This is a genomic window from Paraburkholderia aspalathi (assembly GCF_900116445.1).
GTDB lineage: Bacteria > Pseudomonadota > Gammaproteobacteria > Burkholderiales > Burkholderiaceae > Paraburkholderia > Paraburkholderia aspalathi.
Genome location: NZ_FPBH01000024.1, coordinates 1 through 21,085, shown reverse-complemented (window position 1 = coordinate 21,085; position 21,085 = coordinate 1). Strand labels below are relative to the sequence as shown.

Annotated in this window: 19 protein-coding genes; 8 read left to right on the top strand and 11 right to left on the bottom strand. The window is 63.1% G+C overall.

The window, feature by feature from the left end; genetic code table 11:
• The first annotated feature begins 477 nt into the window (after positions 1-477).
• The 5 genes from BM438_RS30070 (at position 478) to BM438_RS30050 (ending at position 6,526) form a co-directional block, all read left to right on the top strand.
• Positions 478-1,653, top strand: a complete 1,176-nt coding sequence (locus BM438_RS30070) for a hypothetical protein (protein WP_093642166.1) — start codon at positions 478-480, stop codon at positions 1,651-1,653.
• A 94-nt stretch (positions 1,654-1,747) separates the two neighbouring features.
• Positions 1,748-2,614, top strand: coding sequence for a glucose 1-dehydrogenase (locus tag BM438_RS30065; RefSeq protein WP_093642163.1), 867 nt, complete (start codon positions 1,748-1,750; stop codon positions 2,612-2,614).
• 116 nt (positions 2,615-2,730) lie between these two features.
• Positions 2,731-3,279, top strand: coding sequence for a (2Fe-2S)-binding protein (locus BM438_RS30060; RefSeq protein WP_093642160.1), 549 nt, complete (start codon positions 2,731-2,733; stop codon positions 3,277-3,279).
• A complete protein-coding gene (locus tag BM438_RS30055; protein WP_093642157.1) occupies positions 3,276-4,280 on the top strand; it encodes an FAD binding domain-containing protein in 1,005 nt (334 codons plus the stop codon). Before BM438_RS30060 ends, BM438_RS30055 begins: the two co-directional genes overlap by 4 nt.
• Positions 4,277-6,526, top strand: coding sequence for a xanthine dehydrogenase family protein molybdopterin-binding subunit (locus tag BM438_RS30050; protein ID WP_093642154.1), 2,250 nt, complete (start codon positions 4,277-4,279; stop codon positions 6,524-6,526). Before BM438_RS30055 ends, BM438_RS30050 begins: the two co-directional genes overlap by 4 nt.
• 554 nt (positions 6,527-7,080) lie before the next feature.
• Here BM438_RS30050 and BM438_RS46740 read toward each other — a convergent pair.
• The 4 genes from BM438_RS46740 to BM438_RS30025 form a co-directional block, all read right to left on the bottom strand.
• Entirely contained in the window at positions 7,081-7,215 is a 135-nt protein-coding gene (locus BM438_RS46740) for a hypothetical protein (RefSeq protein WP_279630566.1), read from the bottom strand.
• A gap of 121 nt (positions 7,216-7,336) precedes the next feature.
• The gene (locus BM438_RS30035; protein WP_093642536.1) at positions 7,337-7,624 is read right to left on the bottom strand and encodes a hypothetical protein; all 288 of its coding nucleotides are present in this window, start codon (positions 7,622-7,624) and stop codon (positions 7,337-7,339) included.
• Between the two features lie 78 nt (positions 7,625-7,702).
• Positions 7,703-9,013, bottom strand: coding sequence for an NRAMP family divalent metal transporter (locus BM438_RS30030; RefSeq protein ID WP_093642151.1), 1,311 nt, complete (start codon positions 9,011-9,013; stop codon positions 7,703-7,705).
• A gap of 37 nt (positions 9,014-9,050) precedes the next feature.
• Positions 9,051-9,983, bottom strand: a complete 933-nt coding sequence (locus BM438_RS30025; protein WP_425270752.1) for an SDR family oxidoreductase — start codon at positions 9,981-9,983, stop codon at positions 9,051-9,053.
• A gap of 108 nt (positions 9,984-10,091) precedes the next feature.
• Here BM438_RS30025 and BM438_RS30020 point away from each other — a divergent pair, with 108 nt between their 5' ends.
• Together BM438_RS30020 and BM438_RS30015 are read left to right on the top strand one after the other, a co-directional pair.
• Positions 10,092-10,868 (top strand): DUF4396 domain-containing protein, encoded by a 777-nt coding sequence (locus BM438_RS30020; RefSeq protein ID WP_244179489.1) that lies wholly within the window; start codon positions 10,092-10,094, stop codon positions 10,866-10,868.
• A gap of 97 nt (positions 10,869-10,965) precedes the next feature.
• Positions 10,966-11,319 (top strand): hypothetical protein, encoded by a 354-nt coding sequence (locus BM438_RS30015; RefSeq protein WP_093642145.1) that lies wholly within the window; start codon positions 10,966-10,968, stop codon positions 11,317-11,319.
• Positions 11,320-11,375: 56 nt separating this feature from the next.
• On the opposite strand, the gene BM438_RS30010 is transcribed toward BM438_RS30015, so the two are convergent.
• From BM438_RS30010 to BM438_RS29980, 7 genes are all read right to left on the bottom strand, one after another.
• Positions 11,376-13,190, bottom strand: coding sequence for a glycoside hydrolase family 15 protein (locus tag BM438_RS30010; protein WP_093642530.1), 1,815 nt, complete (start codon positions 13,188-13,190; stop codon positions 11,376-11,378).
• Between the two features lie 17 nt (positions 13,191-13,207).
• A complete protein-coding gene (locus tag BM438_RS30005) occupies positions 13,208-14,218 on the bottom strand; it encodes an SDR family oxidoreductase (protein ID WP_244179488.1) in 1,011 nt (336 codons plus the stop codon).
• 72 nt (positions 14,219-14,290) lie between these two features.
• Positions 14,291-15,934: a GMC family oxidoreductase gene (locus BM438_RS30000; protein ID WP_093642142.1), complete on the bottom strand. Its 1,644-nt coding sequence runs from the start codon at positions 15,932-15,934 to the stop codon at positions 14,291-14,293.
• Positions 15,924-16,577 (bottom strand): gluconate 2-dehydrogenase subunit 3 family protein, encoded by a 654-nt coding sequence (locus tag BM438_RS29995; protein WP_093642139.1) that lies wholly within the window; start codon positions 16,575-16,577, stop codon positions 15,924-15,926. The genes BM438_RS30000 and BM438_RS29995 overlap by 11 nt, the downstream gene beginning before the upstream one ends.
• Positions 16,574-17,536: a hypothetical protein gene (locus BM438_RS29990; protein ID WP_093642136.1), complete on the bottom strand. Its 963-nt coding sequence runs from the start codon at positions 17,534-17,536 to the stop codon at positions 16,574-16,576. The genes BM438_RS29995 and BM438_RS29990 overlap by 4 nt, the downstream gene beginning before the upstream one ends.
• 17 nt (positions 17,537-17,553) lie before the next feature.
• Entirely contained in the window at positions 17,554-18,696 is a 1,143-nt protein-coding gene (locus BM438_RS29985) for an enolase C-terminal domain-like protein (RefSeq protein ID WP_093642133.1), read from the bottom strand.
• Entirely contained in the window at positions 18,693-20,489 is a 1,797-nt protein-coding gene (locus BM438_RS29980) for a thiamine pyrophosphate-requiring protein (protein ID WP_093642130.1), read from the bottom strand. The genes BM438_RS29985 and BM438_RS29980 overlap by 4 nt, the downstream gene beginning before the upstream one ends.
• A 324-nt stretch (positions 20,490-20,813) precedes the next feature.
• Between BM438_RS29980 and BM438_RS29975 the strand changes: the two genes are divergently transcribed.
• Positions 20,814-21,085 (top strand): catalase (locus BM438_RS29975; protein ID WP_143131777.1); only part of this gene is annotated, 272 nt, incomplete at its 3' end.

Genomic DNA, 21,085 nt, shown 5'->3' with positions numbered 1-21,085 from the left:
CTCCAGAAGTGAGAGTTACGTTGTAGCGAGCCTGTGACGACCCGCGTACGACCCCGACCGCAATCCCTATGCCTCACTGGCTATGCTCACTCGCTATTGATTGCCAACTTCCTGTGCCGACTCAGATAGCGCTTGCGACTTTGGTGCTGCCCGGGCGTTGATCTCCGTTCATAACTCGTTGTCAATGCAGGCGATAACCTGTAAGAGGAGGCGGCGCTCAAGTGGTCCGTTGCGCTGCCGCCGCTGCATAGCTTCGCAGTGCTGTCGTTCGTCACAAGCTGTCATCCGCTATGGCGATGGGACGCGGGGTTGGATTCTTGCGTCAATCTGGATGCGTCTCGCGTCGTCGCAGCTATTGTCGACAGTGACTAGACTGCGGTTTCGCAACTGCGTGTCGAGCCGACCGGGCACACGTGTTGCGCGGCCGGTCCGTACGGCGGAGAAAATGCCGCAGATGGATTACGGAGGGAGGCAGTCATGAGACAAGTCGTGTTAGGCGTCTACGACCGCTACGCGGACGCGTGTACGGCGCAACGGGCACTACGCGAGGCTGGCGTTGCGCAGGCCGATATTGCCACCTACTCAATGTCGGTTGACGCCCCCGTCGGAAAGGGGCCGCGTGTCTATGCACCGGGCGGTGGCGATGTGGGCCATCACAAGCCGGTATTCGATCAACTCGAACAACTGTTCGCACGGCTCTTCAGCCGGGGCGAGTATCCGCGAGTAACTGAGGATTACAGGGAATTTATTCGCCGAGGCGGGACGGTTCTCAGCGCCGATGTTTCTGAAATGCAAGTCGATCTGGCGCGTGAGCTGATGCGCCGCGCGGGCGCAGCCGACATCGAGGAGCGCGCCAATGCCTGGCGAACTGGGTCCATGCAAGCGGATACGTCAGAGCGCGCGGACGACCGCGGTAGCCCGGCGGCCTGGTACCCTTCAAGCCAGTACGATCCGGCGACAGGGCAGCAGGACGGCGGGATGTTACGCAGCAGACCTGCTGCGGGCATGGCTGCTTCGTTGGATGCAATGGACAAGCCCGGAATTTCGAGTGGCACATCGCCGGCTTCGGCATTGCCACCGGAATCGACCAGCGAAGCTTATGCCGCTGCCGGGACCGAAACTCAGCGCAGTGTCTTCTCGTCGACCGAGCCGAACATGGTCGGCGGGATGCAACAGGCAACAACGCGCACGGAGGGTGGTGGATCGGGTCCGTCCGTTGACCAGAGGCAGCAATCGGGTGCACCCGACGTCGGGCTCCCCCGCACAGCGGAAGGTGTGGACGCGGATCTCAAATCCCGCGCAGCGGCGCCGCTCGATGACAGCACGAGCGCCGCGAACGTGCAGCATATCTCGCGAACACGCCTCATGGATGATCCTGTCACGGACAACCCGCTGGACGGCGACCCTTACGACGATGAATTCCGCAAGGACTACGAGGCTCACTACGCGAATACCGGTGCCTCATACGACGAATATCGGCGCGCCTACACACATGGAGCCACGCTCGGGCAGGACGAGCGATATCGCGGACAGGACTGGCAACTGATCGAGCCGGGCGCTCGCGAGCATTGGGAGTCGCACTATCCAGAAAGTGGGTGGGAACGGTTCAAGGCTGCAGTGCGTCAGGGCTGGGAACGCGTTACGGGCCACTGATGCGGCTTGCCATTACGCTGCCGTCATCGCTGATTGCTGTGCGGGAAACACCCCAGCCCCGTCAGCGTATTTCATTTGCCCCTTGGAGACCGTCATGACCGAGCCGAAATATCCTACTCCGCCTTTTCCGAACCAGCAGCAGGAGCAGACCTCCGGGCAAACTGCAGCGATGAAGCCGAAGCCGGATCACGGCGAGAAATCATATAGAGGTTCAGGGCGTCTCGCAGGTAAAGCCGCGATTATCACTGGCGGCGATAGCGGCATCGGCCGCGCTGTCGCTATCGCCTTCGCGCGCGAGGGCGCCGACCTGCTAATCTCCTATCTCAACGAAGACGACGACGCGCGCGAGACCGCGCGCTGGGTGGAAGAAGCGGGCCGAAAGGCGCTGCTGCTGCGCGGTGACATCACGAGTCCCGCGCATTGCAAGGAGATCGTCGAGCGGGCGCTCGAGGCGTTTGGACGGCTCGACGTGCTGGTGAACAATGCGGCCTACCAGATGAGCTACCCGTCGCTCGAAGACATCAGCGACGAGGAATGGGACAAGACCTTCGATACCAACATCGGCGCAATGTTCAGGATTACGCGGGCGGCCGTGAAATATATGAAGCCCGGAGCGTCGATCGTGAACACGTCGTCGATCAATGCGGATCATCCTAATCCGGGGTTGATTGCCTACGCAACGACGAAGGGCGCGATCCAGAACTTCACGGGCGGCCTCGCTCAATTGTTGGCGCAGAAGGGCATACGGGCGAACTGCGTCGCGCCGGGGCCGATCTGGACGCCGCTGATTCCGTCGACGATGCCGGTCGAAAAAGTCGAGAAATTCGGCGAGCAGGTGCCCATGAAACGCCCGGGCCAGCCTGCCGAGCTGGCAGCCGTCTATGTCATGCTGGCGTCCGACGAAGCAAGCTATATCTCGGGCGCAACGATTGCCGTAACGGGCGGAGCGCCAATTATCTAGTTCAGTAAATCAGGTCCGACGGTCGCCTTCAGCAAGGCAATAGCGCTTGCCGCACGGCACATCGCCCGCGCACCGAGCAAGCGTTGCTGCACCTTCCGTCCATCAGGAGAAGATCCATGGATACGCCTATCGTTGCAACGGCGCAAGATACCGCTCCGCCGGCTGTCGAGCGTGTGCCGGTGACATTCGAGATCAACGGCAAAACCCAGTCGTTCGAAGTAGAAGCGTGGACCACGCTGCTCGATCTGTTACGGGAACACTGTCATTTGACCGGGACGAAGAAGGGCTGCGATCACGGTCAATGCGGCGCCTGCACAGCGATCGTCGGCGGTCAACGCATCAACACCTGTCTCGCGCTGGCGGCCGTGCGCGACGGTGCGTCGATCACGACCATCGAAGGACTCGCGCAAGGCGACAGCTTGCATCCGGTGCAACAGGCTTTCATCGACCACGACGCGTTCCAGTGCGGCTACTGTACGCCCGGGCAAATCTGCTCGGCGGTGGCGATGCTCGACGAAGGCCGCGTCAAAAGCAAGGACGATATCCGCGAACTGATGAGCGGCAATCTGTGCCGCTGCGGCGCTTACGTCAATATCGTCGCGGCCATTCTGGAGGTAGCCAATCGGGCGGGGTCTGGGCGGCAATCGCAGGGAGCGCGCTCATGAACCGCTTCTCCTATGCTCGCGCGAGTGCCGTGCGCGAGGCGCTCGAACAGCGCCGCGCGAATGGCTCTGCCGTGTTCATTGCCGGTGGAACCAACCTGGTCGACCTGTTGCGTGAGGATGTGGCGCGACCGGCGACGCTGGTCGACATCAATCGCTTGCCGCTGAAAAGCATTGAGGCTACGCCCGGCGGCGGTCTGAAGATCGGCGCACTGGTGACCAACAGTGCGCTCGCCTATGACGAAACCGTCGCCGCGCGCTATCCGCTGCTCGCCGAGGCAATCCTTGCCGGCGCGTCCGCACAGATTCGCAATGTAGCGACCGTGGGCGGTAATCTCCTGCAACGCACGCGTTGCTACTATTTCTACGACGCCGGTACGGCTTGCAACAAACGCGAACCGGGCACCGGCTGTCCCGCGATGGACGGCCTCAACCGCATCCACGCGATCCTCGGCGCGAGCGACCAGTGCATCGCCGTGCATCCGTCCGATCTCTGTGTGGCGCTCGCGGCGCTCGATGCGAGGGTACATGTGACCGGCCTCAAAGGCACGCGCGCGCTGTCTTTCGCCGAGTTCCACCGCCTGCCTGGCGATACGCCTCACATCGACACCAACCTGGCCGAAGGCGAACTGATCACCGCCGTCGAATTGCCGAAAGAAGGGTATGCCGCGCATCACGCCTACGTAAAAGTTCGCGATCGTGCGTCGTACGCATTCGCGCTGGTATCGGCTGCGGTTGGACTCGAGCTTGACGGAGACACGGTCGCCGGCGTGCGTTGCGCGCTCGGCGGCGTCGCCCATAAGCCGTGGCGTGATCCCGGTGCGGAAGACAGCTTGCGCGGCAAGCCTCTGAACGCCGCCACAGCGCAGGACTTCGCGGGCCGGCTGCTGCACGGCGCGCGCGGCCGCAGCGGCAATGCGTTCAAGATCGAACTGGCCGCGCGCGTCATAGTCCGCGCATTCGACATCGCAGCGCAACGCTCACGCGGGGAGGCTGCATCATGAACCGCTCCGAAACTTTGCCGACGCCGGCCGCCATCGGCGTGCCGCATAACCGTGTCGACGGCAAGCTCAAGGTGACCGGCGCGGCGCAGTACGCGGCCGATTTTGCCGCCGACCGGCTGACGTACGGTGCCGTCGTGTCGAGCACGATTGCGACCGGGCATATCGTATCTATCGATGTTTCGGCCGCGCTCGCGATACCCGGCGTGCTGCTTGTGCTCACGCGCAAGAATCGCCCGCAACTGCCGCAAGCCGGCAAACTGTACAAGGATCAGGTCGCGCCTGGCGGCGTTCCGTTCAGGCCGCTATGGGACGAACGAGTGTGGTACAGCGGGCAGCCGGTTGCGCTGGTGGTAGCTGATTCGCTGGAATTGGCGCGCTATGCCGCGTCGCTCGTGAAGGTGCGCTACGAGGCCACGCCGCACGAGACGGACCTGGATCGGGCGCTGATGAGTGCGGTGCCCCCTTCGACGGAAAAGGGCGGCTTCGAGCCGCCGCCACCCGCTCGCGGCAACGCGGATGCGATGTTGGCGAGTGCCGCGGTGCGGGTCGATGCGTTCTACACCACGCCCGCGGAGTATCACAATCCGATGGAAATGCACGGCTGCACCGTGGTGCCTGACGAGCACGGGCGTCTGACGGTATATGAAAAGACCCAGGGCGTCGTCAACACCAAGGCTTACCTGACCAGCGTGTTCGGGCTGAAGGACGACGAGGTGCAAGTAATCGCGCCGTTTGTCGGCGGGGCGTTTGGCTCGGGCTTGCGGCCGCACTATCATCTGGCGCTTGCGGTGATGGCCGCGCTCGAACTCAAGCGGCCGGTGCGCCTCAGCCTGACGCGGCAGCAGATGTTTACCTTCGCGCATCGACCGCAATCGATCCAGCGTGTGGCGCTGTGCGCCGCGAAGGACGGAACGCTGCAGGCGGTGATTCACGAGGCGGTGTCGGAGACCTCGCGATACGAGGACTATTGCGATGTGGTGGTGAACTGGGCCGGGCAGTTGTACAAGTGCGACAACGTGACGATGGGATACAAGGTCGTTCACCTCGACGTACCCACGCCCGCCGATACCCGCGCACCGGGGGCGGCTCAGGGCTTTTTCCCGCTGGAAGTCGCCATGGACGAACTGGCCGAAGCGTTGAAGATGGACCCGCTGGAATTGCGGCTGATCAACTATGCCGAGCGAGACGCCAACAGGAACCTGCCGTTTTCGAGCAAGGCGTTGCGCGAATGCTATCGCGAAGGCGCGGCGCGTTTTGGCTGGGCGAACCGGCCGCTCGAGCCGCGCGCGCGCCGCGAGGGCCGCGAGCTGATCGGGTGGGGCATGGCGTCCGGTTCGTGGGATGCCATGCAGAACGAGGCCACCGCGCGCGCGATATTAGGCCGCGATGGGCATGTGACGGTTTCGAGTTCGACCGCCGACATCGGCACCGGCACGTACACAGCGATGTGCCAGATTGCGGCCGATGCGCTGGGCGTATCCATCGAACAGGTGAGTTTCGAGCTTGGCGACACGCGTCTGCCGAAGGCGCCCATCGAGGGGGGCTCGTGGACGGTGTCTTCGGTAGGCAGTGCGGTCGATGCCGCCTGCAAGCGGCTGCACACCCATCTCGTCGAACTGGCGCGCGAGCATGGCGGTGACCGGTTCGCGAAGGCTGCTCGCGAGGACGTGAAGCGCGCGGGCAAGCAAATGGTGTGCGGGACGGCTGAGGGCGAGGCCGTGAGCATCGACACGCTGCTGGATTGTGCGGGGCTCGATCAACTGGAAGAGCAGGCGAGCGTCAAGCCGCACGAAAAGCAGCAAGCGTATTCGATGGGCACGCATTCGGCAGTGTTCGTCGAGACGCGGGTTGACGAGGCGCTTGGTGCCGTGCGTGTGACGCGCGTCGTCAGCGCTGTCGCCGCGGGGCGCATCATCAACCCGAAAACCGCCGCCAGTCAGATCGCCGGCGGCGTCGTGTGGGGCATCAGCATGGCGCTACATGAGCACGGACTGTTCGACCAGGCGCTCGGGCGGCTGATGAACCATAACCTTGCCGAATACCACTTCCCGGTGAACGCGGACATCCACGCTATCGACGTGCTATTTGTGGACGAACCTGACGACATCGTCAATCCGCTGGGGGCGAAGGGTGTCGGCGAGATCGGCGTGGTGGGCGTGGCCGCCGCAGTAGGCAACGCAATCTGGCACGCGACCGGCAAGCGGGTCAGGGACTTGCCGATTACGCTGGACAAGCTGTTCATCTAAGCGCGATTTCTCCGGTAAGGAGCCGCTTATAGAAGATATATGTAGGTAGCGTCTTTTTACGCGGCGCTGCAATTTTTGCAGAAGACTATTGGCGGTGAGCAAGCCATGGCCGCCACCCGGTGCTGCAATACTCGTGCAGGCGCCACCTTGAACGGACTTCCATGAGGTACCCTGAAAATCCATCGCGGGGGGTACTCTGACACGTGATGCCAGGCCCGGCGGCGCGACCGTTCTGCCCTTTTCCGGACGACGCCAAAGCGTGACGTGCACACAATGGCGATTGCTTGCCATGCCGTTTGCGATATCAATAGGGTTCGGGCGGATCGTCGAACTCCAGCAGCCGATCGTCTGTTTGCAGGTCTTCGGCGCAATCTCCCTTGAATGGCTGCTCAGCATCCCTGATGGGAGTCGATTCCGGGGCATCTGGCATAGGCGTTCGCGCACGTGAATACGTTGTGCTGTGTCCATCCGTGCGTAGCGCTGAATCTGCGCCTCCGGAAAGCGTACTATGAGTACGCATCGTGCATCCAGCGTCGTCTCGCAATGTGACCCGATTACCCAGGGGCCTGGATGAAAAAGATTGCGCCGTCGTCATAGCTGCTGGTCGCAGGCGCTTTGGGCAATTCGAATAGGGTGGACAACACCAGTTCAATTTCTTCCACGCGCTCGTTCAGGTCTATGTCCTTCATCGCAAATCCTCCGTGCGGCCGAGGCCTGCATGTTTGTCGCGGCGCACTCGAATGCGCTGCATTCCTGCAATAGCCCAGGCAGCGAGCGCTTCGGACGGCGCTTTTCGCAGCACCCGCGCGCTTACTGCACGGACGACGCTCCGCTGGCCGCCGCATCCGGCGTGGTTTTGACCGCCAGTTCGCTCGACGCTGCTGCGGGGCTGCTCGCTGGCGCGGCATCGCTCGCGCGCCTGGCTGCGTCGCTCGTGCCGGGTGTTCCGCTCAATCCTGCAGAATTGCTCATTACGCCGCTGCTGCCGGAACTCATGGCGTCCTTGCTCGTGTCATCCACTTTCTTGCAGCCGGTGGCGGCCATGGCTAATCCTGACATTGACAGGATTAGCAGAATCTTCTTCACGTTCTCACTCATCGCGACCTCTGTAAAACGCGGAGCACGCATGCCCCTGCCTGTTCGATCAGCAAGAATCGTGTCCGGTCGGTGCAGCGCTCACGAAAGCCACTCGCATGCAAACCGGGCGGCCAGCGCCGCACCGGTGAATATCGTTGCGAGCCAGCACAGCGCACGCAAGGTCCAGTGCGCACTCAGATCGCCCACTGCCGAGCGTTTCATGCTTAGCAGCACGAGCATCACCATGACGGGCGTCGCAGTCGAGCCATTGAGCACAGCGCTCCAGTAAAGCGCGCGAATCGGCTCGACATGCGTGAGTGTCAGCGCAACGCCGACCGACACGCCGAGCGCCATTACGACGAGTAGCGCTCGCGCAACCGGCCGGTTGTGTTGTTTGCCCGTGAGTCGGTCGCGCGCGCTCACTACTGCATTGGCGGCCGACCCGGCAAGCGCCGGCAGCGCGAGCAGGGCAGTGCCGATGAACGCAATTCCCGTCACATGAGACGCGTAGTCACCGACCAGCGGGCGCAGTACGCTTGCGGCGTCGTTGGCATTGGCGAGGCCATGTCCGTTTGCATGTAATGTCGCCGCGGCGGCTGCCATGATGAACAGGCCGACCCCGTTGGAGAGGGCCGTTCTGATCAGGGTGTCGCGGCGCATTTTTTTCAGGTGTGGGTTGCGCGTATGGCTTGCCGGGTCGGCCGCCTTTGATTCAAATTGCGATGGTGGCCCTTGCTCTTCGATCTGCTGCTCGGCCTGAGAAAAAAGCAGATACGGACTGATCGTCGTACCGAGCACCGCGAGCAGCATCGTGAAGTAGTCCTCGCTCCATGTGATCCGCGGCACGATAGCGCGTAGGGCGAGGGTCTGCCATGGAGTATGGCTGACTACCGTCACCGCGACGTACGCAAACAGGCACGCCGCGAGCCATTTCAGAACCCGTGCGTAGCGCGCGTAAGGTACCCGCCATTGAAGCGCCATCGACAGGACGCCGAATGCGGCGGCGAACAGCGGTACCGATCCGCCCCAGACGAGTTGTGCACCGACACCCATTGCGACGACATCGGTCGCAATGTTGAAAACGTTGGCGATGAGAAAACGCATGACGGCAAGGTAGAACAGGAGGCGGGAATAGTGCTCGCGCATGTTCACCGTCAGCCCCTTGCCGGTCTGCGCGGCGATTCTCGCGGCAACGAGCTGGAACGCTACCATTGACGGATACGACAGCGCGAACGTCCAGAGCATGTCATAGCCGAATTGCGCGCCGGCCAGCGAATAGGTGACCACGCCGCTCGGGTCGTTGTCCGTCGCGGTCGACACAAGTCCTGGTCCGACGTGGACAGCCCACGAATGCGCGGGTAGCTCGTCGCGTGCCTCTGTGCCCCGTTCCTGTTCGCCGACGAGAGACATGGGTTTCCTGTATTTGCGCTGGCGGCGCCCGCGTTCATCACGTCAGGTGATTGCCGCCAGTCACACCATACACCTCGCCGGTCACAAAGCTCGATTCCTGCGATGCCAGCAGCACATAAACTGGCGCGAGCTCAGCCGGTTGTCCTGGCCGCTTCATCGGAACCTCGGAACCGAACTTCTCGACCTTTTCCTGCGGTTGACCACCGCTCGGTTGTAATGGTGTCAACACCGGACCAGGTGCGACGGCATTCACCCGGACACCCTTGCCGACAACCTGTTTCGCCAATGCATGGGTGAAGGCCGTGATCGCAGCTTTGGTCGACGCGTAATCGAGCAGTCCGGGACTTGGCTGATAGCTCTGGATCGAGGTCGTATTGATGATGGCCGCACCCGGCGGCAGATGCGGCAACGCAGCCTTGCAGAGCCAGAACATGGCGAACACGTTGGTGCGGAAAGTCGCTTCGAACTGCTCCGTCGAAAGTCCGGCGATGTTAGCGACGTAGGTTTGCCTGCCCGCGACGTTCACGAGAATGTCGAGCCCGCCGAGCTGTTCGGTCGACTGGTCGACCAGCCGTGTGCAAAAGGATTCGTCGGCGATATCGCCAGGTAGCGCGATAGCCTTGCGCCCGGCCGCCTCAACCAGCTTCACGACCTCACGTCCGTCCGGTTCTTCGCTCGGCAGGTAATTGAGCGCCACGTCGGCGCCTTCGCGTGCAAATGCAATCGCGACCGCGCGGCCGATGCCGCTATCCGCTCCGGTGATCAGTGCGCGCCGGCCTGCCAGTCTGCCGAACCCCTTGTAGCTGGTTTCGCCGTGATCAGGCTGAGGATTCATCTGTTTCGCGAGGCCCGGCGCCGATTGCGGCTGGCGTTCGAATGGCGGTTGTGGGTACTGCTTTGTAGGGTCCTGCATCGTGAACTGATCTTTGGTGTCGGACATGGGTGGACTCCTTGTACCGGTCGGTGGAATGGGCGAGCATTGCCTGGCGATGCTTGAATGGACTCAATTGACGAGCAACGGCCATTCCTGGGTTAATGCGTGGCGCACCCGTGCGGCGATCAATGACGGGCACGCCACATGCTCTCCACAAAGCGCTGGCGTAGAGGCGGCTGGGTTGCGCGCAACGAGGTCCGTGTCACGAGCCCAGCCAAACATTCTCAAATGGACGGCGCGCGCAAGCGCCGCACATCAACAATGGCATGGCACGGGTCGATCTCTTTTCCGACGGTGTGGCTGACGTTATCCATTGTCTCGGCGGCCGTCGTGGCCTGCGATGTAACGATGGGTGCGCATCGTCAGCCGATGGCGGTCATGTCGGTGGCGTGGCCGCTCACTGTGCTGTACTGGGGACCGGTGGGTCTGTTCTTCTATTACCGGTTCGGGCGCTCGAATCCCGGTGTAAAAAGAGAAAGCCCACCCATGTGGTGGGCGACGTTTCTCGGCGCCACGCATTGCGGCGCAGGATGCGCTCTTGGCGATTTTATAGGGGAATGGCTGGTATTCGCGCTGTCGATCAGAATCGCCGGCTCCGAACCCGCCGCAAGACTTGCCACAGCCTTTATTCTGGCCTACCTCTTCGGCGTTGCCTTTCAATATTTCTCTATCGCACCGATGCGTGGCCTGGGTTTTCGTGATGGCATCGTCGCGGCGGTGAAGGCCGATACGCTGTCCCTCCTTGCCTACGAGCTTGGTATGTTCGGCTGCATGATCGCGTTGGCACCACTTTTCCATCCGTCGAAACCGACTCATGCCAGCTACTGGGTATTCATGCAGGGAGCGATGATTGCGGGCTTCGTTACGACTTATCCCGTCAATTACTGGCTGATTCGCCGGGGCATCAAGGAGAAGATGTGACTCCGTTCCGAAGGCGATCAGTTGCGAGGTGCTGGCACGCGGCTTGCTGCATCGCTTCCAAAGCGCAAACGCGATAATCCTTGCAACCGGAGGTGCAATGAGTACTGATCGACACGACAAACGGCAGGACGCCCAGAAGGATGCAACGAAGGGCGGCGCCACAGAAAATGAACAAAAAGCGCCACGTGCGCGCGGCACGCCAGGCAGCTTCGATCAACCGACACCGCGGGACGGATTCATGCCGCACCAGGGCGGCCGGCCAACCTGTCAGACAGCCGAGGTTCCGCTCGGCACGGGCGATGTCCCGGAGCCGCCGGGCGGCGGGGGGCTGCCGTCGAGGCGCGCATCGCAAGCGCGCGGGCAATCGCCGTCGAACCCCGAAGTGTCGCAAGCGCCCGAATCATCGGCACAGGCGGGCGAGCGGCATAACCGCGACCCGGCGCCGGAATGAAACACGGGAAGCACCTGAAGCACGATAACCATGCACCTGGCAAAGTCGAGCGAACCCTATAGCACACCGCCAGACCCATGGCGGGTCGCTTGTCCCGGCGTCGTGCTGCTTCCGTCATTTCCCTGCAAACACAGTCCCGCATTGACGAGTGCCACATGCGAGAGCGCCTGCGGGAAATTGCCGACCTGGCGCTGGCGAGCGTTGTCGTACTTTTCGGCGAGAAGACCGACGTCGTTTCGCAAGGCGATTAACCGGTCGAACAGTTCGCGCGCTTCCGTGGCGCGGCCTTGCATGTGTCTCACCTGGGCAAGCCAGAAACTGCATGGCAGGAACGGGCGTTGGCCCTCGGCTCGGACGCCGTCGCCGCCGTCTTCGCGATAGCGCAGCAGTAGGCCTTCATCCATCAAGCCGGCTTCGATCGCCTTTACCGTTCCCGTGACCCGTGGATCGTCGACCGGCAAGAATCCCGTCACGGGAATCAAGAGGCAACTCGCGTCAAGGCGCCGGCTGCCGTAGCTTTGCATGAATGTCTGGAGCTGCTGATCAAAGGCGTGCGTGAGCACGTCGTGACGGATCTCATCGGCTAGAGCGGACCAGCGCGCGATCGGAGCGGGCATGCCAAACTCGCTGGCTGAGCGCAGCGCCCGATTGACCGCGACCCATGCCATCACTTTCGAGAACGTAAACTGCCGGGCGCCGCTGCGCACTTCCCAGATACCGTCGTCGGGTTCGCGCCAGATGTCTTGCAGGTGCTCGACGAGGCGCTGTTCGAGCGACCATGCGTCGGGGTCTGGCGGCAATCCGGCGCATCGCGACATATACAGTGCGTTGAGCACTTCTCCATACACGTCGAGCTGCGACTGATTCACTGCCGCGTTGCCGAAACGCACCGGAGTCGAGTATTCGTAGCCGGGCAGCCAGGCGCATTCCCATTCGTCGGCCCGGCGTGAGCCGTCGACGCCATACAGGATCTGCAATTGCGCCGGATGACCCGCGATTGCCCGCACCAGCCAGTCGCGCCAGCTCGCGGCCTCGGCGTGATAGCCGCCGCTGAGCAATGCAAGCAGCGTAAAACCGGCATCGCGCAGCCAGCAAAAGCGATAGTCCCAATTGCGCGTGCCGCCGATCAACTCGGGCAGCGAACTGGTTGGCGAGGCGACGATCCCGCCGGTGGTGGTGCTCGTCAGGGCACGCAGGGTGATCAGCGAGCGCCGGATGGGCTCGGCGTATTCCCCTTCGATCCTGCTGCGTGCAGACCAATCGATCCAGAAACGGTTTGTGTCGGCAAAGAGCTGTTCGATGGCCGGTCGTGGCGGTTCGTCTTCGTATGATCGACAACACGTCAGAGCGAAGTCCCGCTGTTCTCCGGCTGACATGTCGAAGCTGGCGCGCAGCGAGTTTTCGTCACTCGTGCTGTGCACGGTGGTGCTGTCGAGCCATAGCGCGCGCGGCCCGCACACCATCCGCACGCGCTTATCCGCCTGCATGCACCACGGAATCGCCCTGCCATAGTCGAAACGCGCAGCCAGTTTGCTGACAACCTTCATACTGCCGCGCTCACAACGCAACTGTCTGACGAGCACGGGTCGCGGGGCGTGCCACGCCATCCAGTCGGTCAGTACGAGTGTGCCGGACACGCTTTCGAACGTCGTCTCAAGGATTAGTGTCTGTCCGCAATAGCGTCGCGTGCTGCTCGCCCAAGCTTCCTGTGGGGCGATCTGCCAGTGCCCATTGCGCGGGCCGCCTAGCAATGCGGCGAAGCACGTATCCGCATCGAACGTGGGCCAGCAGAGCCAGTCGATGGAACCCTGCCGGTCGACCAATGCCGCGCTTTCGCCGTCGCCGAGCAGCGCGTAGTCCTCGATGCGCATGGCCATGGGATACCCGCCTAACGATCCGGGCGTCGAGCCCACCGGCGCCAACTCAACGCCGCGATGACCAACGCGGCACCGAGCACGAGTGGTCGGTGGGTGTCCAGCCATAGCGCGCCACTGCGCCCGTTTGCCTGCGCGTCGAATGGACCATGAACGCGATGGGCGCCCGTCACCGGCTGCCAGAGATTGGAAGGGGCTGCCGCATCGACCGGCGCCGCTCGTTCTTGCGCCTGATATCCGGTGCGTCCGAGAAAGCGATCCAGCAAGCCGGGGGCAATCTTGTTGGCGAGAATGGCCTTCACCGTCGACATACCGACATAGACCTCCCTTCGCCGGTGCGCGGCCGCCCAGACGATCGCACGCGCCGCGACTTCCGGCTGATAGATGGGCACCACCGGCTGCGGAGCATGGGGCATGTGATTCTCGGCCCAGTCGAACTGCGGCGTGTTCAGCGCGGGCATCTGGACCATTGTCAGATGGATGCGGCTGTGTTCATGCAGCAGTTCACATCGAAGCGCGTCAGTGAAACCGCGGATCGCATGCTTGGCGCCGCAATAGGCCGCCTGGAGCGGAATCGAGCGATAGGCCAGGGCCGAGCCCACTTGCACGATGCAGCCGCGATTGCGGGGCGCCATGCGTCTCAGTGCCGCCATCGTGCCCCAGACGTAACCCAGATAAGTCACCTGCGTCACGCGCGAGAACTCGTCCGGCGTCAGGCTGGCCACCGGGCCGAACACGGTGAGCATCGCGTTGTTGATCCACACGTCGATTGGACCCAGTTCGGTTTCCACGCGCGCGGCCGCAGTCTCGACCGCGTCGGCGTCGCTGACGTCGAGCGCAACAGGCAGCGCCCGCACGCCGAACTTGCGCACCTGCCCGGCGGTGTCGTCGAGCGCCGCCAGGTCACGCGCCAGCAGCGCAACATGCGCGCCGCGTTGGGCGAAGGCGAGGGCGGCGGCCCGCCCCACGCCCGCGCTCGCCCCTGTGATAACCACGACTTTGGGCCGATCGAGCATGTGCCACATAAGTTCTCCTGAGTTGTCCGTGACGGCGCGTACGCGCTTGGCTTTCGCACCGGTGCGGCTTGCATATTCACGCTACAGTTCGCCGCGCGCGGCGAGCATTCCGATGCGCTCCGCCGTGCGGCAGGCAATCGCCTGGATCGTCAGCGATGGATTGACACCGCCCACGGTCGGGAACACCGACCCGTCGCAAATCCACAGGTTGGGTATGTCCCAGCTTCGGCAGTCGGCGTTGACAACGCTCGTCGCGGGATCGTCGCCCATGCGCGCTGTGCCGTTCAGATGACAGGTATCGTCGGCTTCGCGCCATAGGTCGCGGCCGCCGGCTGCGGCGAGCGCCTGCTCCATGAAGTCGAGCGAATGCGCGATGAGTCGCCGGTCGTTGTCGCACCACGAATAGGTGACGCGCGCGACCGGCAAGCCGTACTGATCTTTTTCGTCGGCAAGCGTGACGCGGTTGCGCTCCTGCGGCAGCATTTCACCGACAATCTTCAGCCCTGCCTGATGGTTGTACTTCAGCATCTCGGCGGCGAGTGCGTCGCCCCACAAGCCGCGTTTGTTCTGCACGCCGGCCCAAACTTCTGGCAACGGTCCCTGGCTCATATACGAGTAACCGCCAAAGAAGTCTTTACCGGTATCGGTGTAATTCCAATGCTCGGTAATGGCTAGCGACGGCGGCCCCTTGTACCAGCGGATTTCTTCATCCAGCGTGCCGTAGACCGCCTGGTTCGACTGCGCCATCAGGTTCTTGCCGACTAACCCTGAGCTATTCGCCAGACCGTCGGGATAGTGGCTCGTCGCCGACATCAATAACAGGCGCGGCGTCTCGATTGCGTAGCCCGCCACCACTACGTTTTTGGCACGTTGAAACTGCCAGCGCCCTTCCCGCAGATACTCGACGCCGTTCACGCGGCCTGCGGCATTCGTCGCGATCCGGCCGACCATCGCCAGATCGCGTATCTCGGCGCCCGCCTTCACAGCGCGCGGAATCCATGTGACCAGCGCGCTTTGCTTGGCGTTGGTTGCGCAACCGGACACGCAAAAACCGCGATATACGCAGGGATGCGCGAGTCCACGCGGCGCGGACAGCGTGGCGAGGGGTGTCTCGGTCCAGCGAATGCCCATCGCCTCGGCGCCGCGTGCAAGCACCAGCGCCGCCGCATTCAATTCATGCGCGCGGTACGGGTAGCGTGGCCGGGGCGGCCCCCATGGATAACTGATCGGCCCGGCTATCTTCAATGCGTTTTCGACCTGCTCGTAGTAGCGCCACATCTCACGCCAGTCGAGCGGCCAGTCCGCGCCGTAGCCCAGCAGGCTGCGCGATCTGAACCACTCGGGACGAAAGCGCAGCGACACCATGGCGAAGTGCACGGTGCTCCCACCCACCGCCTTGCCGCTGTTGTTGCTGCCGAGTTGCAGCTGATTGTCGCCGTCGCAGATGCGCTCGTCGGTCCAGAACAGTTTGGCCTGGTGCGTTTCATCCGAAGCGAATTCCTCAAGCGGACGCCACCACGCACCCGCGTCGAATGCGACCACCTTGAAGCCCTGTTCGGCGAGGCGGCACGCCAGCGTGCCGCCGCCCGCGCCGGTGCCGACAATCGCAAAGTCGACTTCCTCGTCGTTGCGATACGCGCACATCGGCACCCATGCGCCGGTGCGGAACACGTCCGGGGCGCGTCCGTCCTTGCCGCGCGGATGATGCAAGGCGTCATCGAGCACGGCGATTCTCCTTGCGCGCTTTATCCTCGACGCCGGGGCCCGCCTCCGCGGCTTCCCACGGATCGCGACGGTCGAAATGCATGCGTACGTAGCCGCGTGGATTGGCCGGGCCGCCGAAGCCCATTTCGCTCCACGAATGGGGGTGCGAGTAGTACGCACTGCAAATATCGTGCAGCAGGCGCTTGCTGAAAAAGAGCTTCGAGGGCATGTCCTGCCACGCATCGTGATGCATGTCGCCGCGTTGCATCTGCTCGAGCAGCGCGTGTTGAATGGGTCTTTCAAGGCTAGAGAACGGCAGGTCGAATTGCGAGCGGCTTTCGGCGTCGAGCGCGGCAAGGCCGATGCGCCAGGCGTCGCGCGTCGGTGGCAGGCGTGCGTCGCGATAGCCGTCACCGGCGTTTTCTGCGAGCTTCGCGTCGAGCAGGGCCGCGAGCGGTACCAGCGGCTCGGCGTCCGCCTGCGGTACGATGCAGCGGCAGAGGTGAACCACCGCAAGCCATTGCGCGGCGTTGAAAAATTGCGGCTCACGTGGCGTGGCGAGGCGTTCGTCGATGACCGCGCGCGTCGCGTCGTCCCACGACGGCGTGCCGCGTTTGTTCAGTACGTCGTAGCCGGGGTAGCGGGTGTTCCTCGCGTGGGTCATTTTTCTGTCTCCCGCAGGCGAAGTGCGGCAAGACCGGCCAATGCCAAAGCTGAAAAACTGGGCGGCGCGGGCAATGGCGGTCCATTGAAAAGATTCTGGCTCCAGTTACGCCAGCCGCCCTGATTGCGGGCAATGCCGCGCGCGTGAAAACCGGCACCGGCGAGGCCGAGCGCCGCGGTAACCCGCAGCCATAACCGAGTGAACCACCGTTCGCGCGGTGCCCCGAGCGCGGCGTGCGCGAGTAACGCAGCCGCGATTGGCGGCAGACTGACGGGCGCATACATGACCGGGTTCTGGAAAGCGCCGCGAAAATGCAGCAGTCCGGCCTCGGCGACCGTGCCGGCAAGACCGGCCGCGACCAGCAGGCCGAGCGCGCGTCCGGCGGGCATACCAAACAGTTGCGGGTCAACGGCCGGTTCGTCGCGTAGACGTTCCGCGGCGGTCCCCAGAGCGCCTGAGAGCAGCAACGCCGTGGGTGCGCCGATCGGAGCGGCATAAAACAGGTTGTTCCAGCTCCAGCCGCCGGGACGCTTGGTGACGTTATAGACATGGAACGCGGTGCCCGATATACCGACCGCGGCAGCGGTCAGATAAATTGCGTGCCGAAGCGTGTGCCGGTGCGTTTTCGCATCGCCACCGCCGTGCAGCCCCGCGAGCAGCGACAATGCCGACGAGACGAGTGGCGCATACATCGCCGGATTGTCGAACGAGCCGCGATAGTGTTCCATCGCGCTGTCGGCGAGCACCGAAAGGGCGAGAAGCGCCGAGCCATGATTGAACGAGCGCGCAGCTGCAATATGAACCAGGTCGCGCGACGCCGCGCGCGCAGGAGGGCGTGCACTGGACGGGATGCGTTGCCTGCCTGCCTTGGGCGTGATCGGATTGCGCGTGGCGACCACGGTGAGCGCGGCCGCGCCCGCCGCAGCGCAAACCAGACCGAGAAGACGTTGAGAGCCCATTCGTCAGTTCGCTCCGTTCATTGGATCAGATAGCGCTGCGCGTCGCGATGCCTGAATGCCAGGCCGCAACCGGGCCGCGTCATATCGGGTGCAATAGCGCCGTTTAAAGGCTGGGGTGCACCGTCGAACAACATCGCTTCGATGCGCACGTGATCGTGGAACCATTCCTGATGACGCAGACGGGGGACAGCGCTGGCCACATGCAGGTGCAATGCCGGTGCGCAATGCGCCGACAACGGTATATGAAACGCTTCACAGAGCGCTGCCGCCTGCAGAAAGCCGGTGACGCCGCCGCATCGGCTCACGTCTGCTTGCAGCACATCGACGGCGCGCGCTTCGAGCAGCAGGCGAAAATCGTCGAGTGTGTAGCCGTATTCTCCCGCGGCGATCTCCATAGCCGGCGGCACGCGTTCACGTAACGCGGCTAGGCCGGACCGGTCGTCGGATGAAACCGGCTCTTCGAACCATTCAACGCCCTGGGTGGCGAACTCCTGCGCGTAGTACAGCGCGGACTTGACGCTGAGCGCGCCGTTGGCGTCGACGAACAGCCCCGCGTCGCCGATCGCGGCGCGTGCCGCCGCGACCCGGCCCGGGTCCCTGGACGGCTCTGTGCCGACTTTGATCTTGACCCAGCGGCAACCGTCCTGGTCGACCCAACGCGCCAATTGTTCGCACAACTGCCTGTCGTCGTAAGTCGTGAAGCCGCCGCTGCCGTAGATTGGTACATGCGTGCGCCGTGCGCCGAGTAGTTGTGCGAGCGGCACGCCAAGCAGTCTGGCTTTGAGATCCCATAGTGCGCAGTCGACGGCCGAGATGGCGGTGGACGCGAGGCCCGCGCGTCCGAGATTGCGCACCTGCTGTTGCATGCGCAACCACAGCGCGCCGATGTCCCAGACACTGGCGTCCAGCACACATGCGCCAAGCGTGCCGTGAATCAGCCTGACGATGCTCGCGTCGCTGTATGTGTAGCCAATGCCGGTCTGGCCGCCAGCGTCCAGTTCGACCAGCACCAGCGTGGTGGCGTCCCACGCGAAGGTGCCGTCGGCTTCCAGAAAATCGGTCGGAATGCGAAACGCCTGGGCACGCAGCGCGGTAACCGGGACTGGCGAACCGTCCGCTCCGGGAAACACCGGGGAGGGGGACGTCGGGCGTGGCGTCATTTGTCGCGATGCCCCGGCAACACGGCATCGAGCACCTGCTTCGCCGTTTCGACTATCACGTTGCCTTCATTCGGATCGCGCTTGATCAGCGTCGATGCAAATGCTTTTGCCTGCGCCAGCGTGATATGCGGCGGTAGGGGCGGAATATCCGGATCGGCCTTTACTTCGATCACGACCGGCCGGTCCGAAGCGAGCGCCCGGTCCCATGCTTCACCCATCTGTTCGGCGTCGTCGACGTAAATGCCGGTGAGGCCAATCAACTCCGCAAAGCGGTGATAGGGCACCGACGGAATGTCCTGCGATGCCTCGAACTTCGGATCGCCTTCCATTGCGCGTTGCTCCCACGTCACCTGGTTCAGATCGCTGTTGTTGAGCACCATGCAGATCCAGCGCGGATCGGCCCACTGTTTCCAGTATTTGGCCACCGTGATGAGTTCCGCCATATTGTTCATCTGCATCGCGCCGTCACCCACCAGCGCGATCACGGGTCGCTCGGGGTACGCGAATTTCGCGGCGATCGCATACGGCACTGCCGCGCCCATTGATGCAAGACCACCTGACAGCGAGCACATCATGCCGCGCTGTATTTTCAGATCGCGTGCATACCAGTTCGCGCATGAGCCCGAGTCGCTTGTGACGATGGCATTTGCCGGTATGCGCGATGAGAGTTCCCAGACACTGCGCTGAGGGTTCATACCGTTCTTGCCGGCTTCATGGGCACGCTTGTCGAGCGTATTCCACCAGTCGGCCGTCCAGCCTTCGATTTTCTTGCGCCACGCGCGGTCTTGTTTCTCCTCGAGCAAGGGCAGCAGTGCGCGGAGCGTCTCAACGCTGTCGCCCACCAGGTTGACTTCCATCGGATAGCGCAAGCTCAGCATGTCGGCCTTGAGGTCGATCTGCACGCCACGCGCGGCGCCTTCTTTCGGGAGGAATTCGGAGTACGGAAATCCGGAGCCGATCATCAGCAAGGTATCGCACTCGCTCATCAGCTCGTAGCTGGGCTTGGTGCCGAGCAGCCCGATCGAACCCGTGACCCAGGGCAAATCATCCGGCAGCGCGGCCTTGCCGAGCAGGGCCTTGGCGACGCCCGCACCGAGTTTTTCCGCTACGGCGATGACTTCGTCGGTAGCATGCAACGCGCCTGCGCCGACCAGAATGGCGACTTTGTTGCCAGCGTTAAGCACGTCGGCCGCCTGCTGCAGATCGTCAGGGTAGGGAACGAGTCGCGGCGCGCGATAGCCGACGCCCGAATGCAGGGTGCCGTGTTTGCGACCGGGCGCTTCATAGGCAAGGTCCTGCAGATCGTTGGGCAGCACGATAGCCGTGACCTTACGCTCCGAAAGCGCGGTGCGTACTGCACGGTCGACCAGATGCCGGACTTGCGACGGCACGCTCGCCTGCTCCACGAACGCACCGGCGACGTCCTTGAACATGGACAGCAGGTCCAGTTCCTGCTGGTAGTGACCGCCGAGCGCAGCACGCGCCTGTTGCCCGGCAATCGCCAGCACGGGCATGTGATCCATGCGGGCGTCGTAAAGCCCGGTGATCAGATGCGAGGCGCCAGGCCCGGAAGTGGCAATGCATACCCCCAGTTCGCCGGTGAACTTTGCATGCGCCGAGGCCATGAATGCCGCCATTTCCTCGTGCCGCACCTGGACGAACTCGATCTTTCCCTTTGCACGGTTCAGCGCACCGAATACGCCATTGATGCCGTCTCCCGGGTACCCGTAGATACGCCGCACGCCCCAGGCGTGCAGTCTTTCTACAATAAAATCACCGACGGTTTGAGCCATCGCAGTCTCCACAAACGGATGGCGCGCAAGGCTTCACGCGTTACGCCCTGCCGCGCCCGATGTCACATATGACACTTTATCCGCGGCATCCAGCGGTGCCGCATTGAGTGCGTGCATTCCCACGCTGAGCAATGTATGTACCTGCGTGTCCTCTTTAGCCCGGCGCAGAAATTCCGTGCCGCATGCAGCACAGTATGCGCGAGTGTCATAGGGCATGCCGGAAGTGGATTCGTGCAGCCGTGATTGGGAACAATGTTTGCTGATTCGGATGTTCGAGCCAGTGCGAATCATCGCCCTGGCGCTGCTTACCCAAGGAGAGTTTCCATGGCAGGAAAAACCGGCACCCGTCAGCCCGCAACGCCGGCTGACGACAGCAAAATGCAGGATCTTGAATCGTTTCGCGTGCGTCCCGACGGCGCTGCGCTGCGAACCAATCAGGGCGTGAAGATCGCCGACAATCAGAACACGTTGCGCGCCGGTCCGCGCGGCCCCTCGCTGCTCGAAGATTTCATCATGCGTGAGAAGATCACGCACTTCGACCACGAACGTATCCCCGAGCGCATCGTTCATGCGCGAGGCTCGGCAGCCCATGGTGT

What these genes read in the sequence shown, in the direction of transcription:
- BM438_RS29985 (WP_093642133.1), bottom strand. Translation starts at nt 18,696, where the DNA reads ATGACGCCACGCCCGACGTCCCCCTCCCCGGTGTTTCCCGGAGCGGAC.
- BM438_RS30020 (WP_244179489.1), top strand. Translation starts at nt 10,092, where the DNA reads ATGCTCTCCACAAAGCGCTGGCGTAGAGGCGGCTGGGTTGCGCGCAAC.
- BM438_RS46740 (WP_279630566.1), bottom strand. Translation starts at nt 7,215, where the DNA reads ATGAAGGACATAGACCTGAACGAGCGCGTGGAAGAAATTGAACTGGTG.
- BM438_RS30010 (WP_093642530.1), bottom strand. Translation starts at nt 13,190, where the DNA reads ATGCGCATCGAGGACTACGCGCTGCTCGGCGACGGCGAAAGCGCGGCA.
- BM438_RS30065 (WP_093642163.1), top strand. Translation starts at nt 1,748, where the DNA reads ATGACCGAGCCGAAATATCCTACTCCGCCTTTTCCGAACCAGCAGCAG.
- BM438_RS29980 (WP_093642130.1), bottom strand. Translation starts at nt 20,489, where the DNA reads ATGGCTCAAACCGTCGGTGATTTTATTGTAGAAAGACTGCACGCCTGG.
- BM438_RS30070 (WP_093642166.1), top strand. Translation starts at nt 478, where the DNA reads ATGAGACAAGTCGTGTTAGGCGTCTACGACCGCTACGCGGACGCGTGT.
- BM438_RS30005 (WP_244179488.1), bottom strand. Translation starts at nt 14,218, where the DNA reads ATGTGGCACATGCTCGATCGGCCCAAAGTCGTGGTTATCACAGGGGCG.
- BM438_RS30060 (WP_093642160.1), top strand. Translation starts at nt 2,731, where the DNA reads ATGGATACGCCTATCGTTGCAACGGCGCAAGATACCGCTCCGCCGGCT.
- BM438_RS30050 (WP_093642154.1), top strand. Translation starts at nt 4,277, where the DNA reads ATGAACCGCTCCGAAACTTTGCCGACGCCGGCCGCCATCGGCGTGCCG.
- BM438_RS29995 (WP_093642139.1), bottom strand. Translation starts at nt 16,577, where the DNA reads ATGACCCACGCGAGGAACACCCGCTACCCCGGCTACGACGTACTGAAC.
- BM438_RS30035 (WP_093642536.1), bottom strand. Translation starts at nt 7,624, where the DNA reads ATGAGTGAGAACGTGAAGAAGATTCTGCTAATCCTGTCAATGTCAGGA.
- BM438_RS30030 (WP_093642151.1), bottom strand. Translation starts at nt 9,013, where the DNA reads ATGTCTCTCGTCGGCGAACAGGAACGGGGCACAGAGGCACGCGACGAG.
- BM438_RS30015 (WP_093642145.1), top strand. Translation starts at nt 10,966, where the DNA reads ATGAGTACTGATCGACACGACAAACGGCAGGACGCCCAGAAGGATGCA.
- BM438_RS30055 (WP_093642157.1), top strand. Translation starts at nt 3,276, where the DNA reads ATGAACCGCTTCTCCTATGCTCGCGCGAGTGCCGTGCGCGAGGCGCTC.
- BM438_RS29990 (WP_093642136.1), bottom strand. Translation starts at nt 17,536, where the DNA reads ATGGGCTCTCAACGTCTTCTCGGTCTGGTTTGCGCTGCGGCGGGCGCG.